The sequence below is a fragment of the Haloarcula vallismortis ATCC 29715 genome, from assembly GCF_000337775.1.
Classification (GTDB): Archaea; Halobacteriota; Halobacteria; order Halobacteriales; family Haloarculaceae; genus Haloarcula; species Haloarcula vallismortis.
The window spans coordinates 1-2,472 of sequence record NZ_AOLQ01000049.1 but is presented as its reverse complement, the minus strand read 5'-3'; the positions used below and the strand labels follow the sequence as shown (position 1 = coordinate 2,472).

At 50.6% G+C, this 2,472-nt stretch carries 2 protein-coding genes; both read left to right on the top strand.

Annotated elements, in window-relative coordinates; translation table 11 throughout:
• Positions 1-1,072 (top strand): hypothetical protein (locus tag C437_RS12140; RefSeq protein ID WP_004517257.1); only part of this gene is annotated, 1,072 nt, incomplete at its 5' end.
• 134 nt (positions 1,073-1,206) lie between these two features.
• Positions 1,207-2,319, top strand: a complete 1,113-nt coding sequence (locus C437_RS19895) for a restriction endonuclease (protein WP_004517256.1) — start codon at positions 1,207-1,209, stop codon at positions 2,317-2,319.
• Positions 2,320-2,472 lie beyond the last annotated feature (153 nt).

Genomic DNA, 2,472 nt, shown 5'->3' with positions numbered 1-2,472 from the left:
ACTCGGTACGAATCATAATTATATCATCAGACACAACCCAGACTCAATGAGTATCATTCCTTCGGGCGCAAAAATGGGTAGTACAAATCTCGCATGCCGGCATTGTGATACTGCTCTCGATCTACTCGAGATGCGCGCTGTCAACGCGTCGAACCTCACGCCCGACGGTCTTTTTCAGTGTCCGTACTGTTCTTCATGGTACTATCCTGAAATCGGACTCTTGCACTCATTGTACGGAGATGGCCAGGTCGAAAAGGAGTATTTTGGCACGCCACTCTCTCTCGGCGGGACACAGAAACGGGATCTCAACCACGTCAAGGCCGGAGAGCACCGCCCCATTAAGATGCACTCGCTTGAACCTGGGTACGAGTATGACTCCATCTATCTTCTCGGGGGGCACAGAGACGGGGTCGATGAAGATAACTGGCTATCATTCGACCTCGTTGGTGCCCAGAATCGGGCTATGCTGGGCGATAGCGTTCTCATTAGTCTGCTTAGAACGGATGCTACTGAGATTACAATAAACGCTACGCTCCGGGAGAATCGCGCATCCAAATCTCCGATTGGATTCGGGGATACTCTCGAGGTTGTCTACGCTGCAACCACCCAGTTAGGTGGCGTCACGAACCCGCCATGGATTGACCTGCTGCAAGAAGCACAGGAGGCAATCAGGCAGGGGAATACACTTGCTGCACTGCCAGTCCTCCGATCTGCTGTCGATAACTGCTTGATTCGCCAGATGTTCGTCTACCAGCTCTGGGACGGCCATGAGCAGGAGAGCGCACGCCAATCGATTGAAGACCTCGAGGACAAATACGACCCGAATCGGATCACAATCGCAAAACACGGCTTAGAGCAAGCAACCGGTACGCGGCTTACTGATGGGCCGTATGACACTCTTTGGGCGGACTTTAGTCAAGTTGTTGAAGAGCGTGATGCGATAATTCATTCAGAGACGGCCTCGCAACTCGCTCATCCTGACCAATCGACTGCGATCGATTTTTTCAATACAACCGTCTCGCTTCTCGTTGCAGCATACGACCTATTTGGATTCCACAATTCCAGTGCATAGACGCGGGAACCATTTTGGGCCACTCTGTCATATACTATGTCTGGATGAACTAGTTCTCTGTCAAGAGTTATATTAAAAAGGCATGACGACAGACTCCATAGTAACTGCGATAAACCGTATACACTCGTAAGAATATGCCTCAAACCGAACTGGAAACTGCCCTCGCTAATATTTATCCGCAGGATCTTGAGAAGCTGGCAGCGGATCTCTTGTCTGAGCGTGGGTACGATGTAGAACCGACGGGGACAACTGGTGCGGACGGTGGGCTGGATGCGCTTCTGAGAGATGGTGAGCGGATTGGAGCACTCCACGTTAGTCGAACGACCAGCGGCCGGGTTCGTGAAAAGATACGGAGCGACGTTGGGAAGGTGCAGAACCATGAGCGGACATACGACTTCTTCGTCTTCATTACCACGGCGGATCTTCAGGGGACTTTTCGACGCCGATTAGAGGCTGAGGTGCAGGATGACTACGGCTGGAAGACGGATGTTTGGGCCCGTGAGCAATTGCGTAACACGTTGATGACGGACCATCAACGATTAGCTCGAGAGCATCTTGGTGTTGACCCCAACACTCGTCTCAATGATCATCAAGATCAAATTCTGGAGTTGAGAGATAACCGATTAGATCGTATTCAAGACCGCGAAGCCCTGCCAAATTCAATTCCTGCTGGGCCGACCTTAGCCATCCACGTAGTCCCAAATGGGGTTTTCAGTACCGAATATGCAGATCATCCTGACGACCTACCTTCACTCCCATTATTCGGTCATAATAAGCTGGCAGGAGCTGGGAAATCGCTCGGAAACGGGGTGGTAGCATACAATTCTCGCTTCCGTACCGAACATCCAGATTATGTCTATCTTGATGAAGCAGGTTGGATAGAGGCTGTGTCTACTGAGTACTTCCGACCGAATCCGAGTGGTGCAGGAGGGTTTATCAATCAAGACATGGACAAAGCTGTTTGTACGACGGTTCTTGGTGCGCTCCGAACTTTCTGCGAACTCGGTGTAAAACCGCCAGTGTACGTTTCTGTTTCGCTGCTGGACGTGGAGAATTACGCATTTGACACTGGAGAGGCACTCCATTTCGAACCCCAAACATTTCCTAACCGGTATGCTCCTCCGCTAACAGGCCTTGAGAGGACTGATCCAGAAGATTTCTCACCAGAAACGCTTCAACCGTTACTGGATCGATTTTGGTATCAGGCAGGACGCTCGAACGGTTCCCCGCACTTCTCAAATTCCTAACGCCTGCTAGAATCTAACATATGTCTCTTAGACAACTATCCATATATGAAACGGCGCATGGTGCTGATTCCGTAGAGAGACATCTACAAGAGCTCCAGCAGTGGGATATTTCACCTGGGTTTATTGGGTTAGAGCTTCCGGCTAACGGAGACT

Bases quoted from the DNA above. Each gene is read 5' to 3' on its own strand.
- C437_RS19895 (WP_004517256.1), top strand. From the start codon at position 1,207: ATGCCTCAAACCGAACTGGAAACTGCCCTCGCTAATATTTATCCGCAG.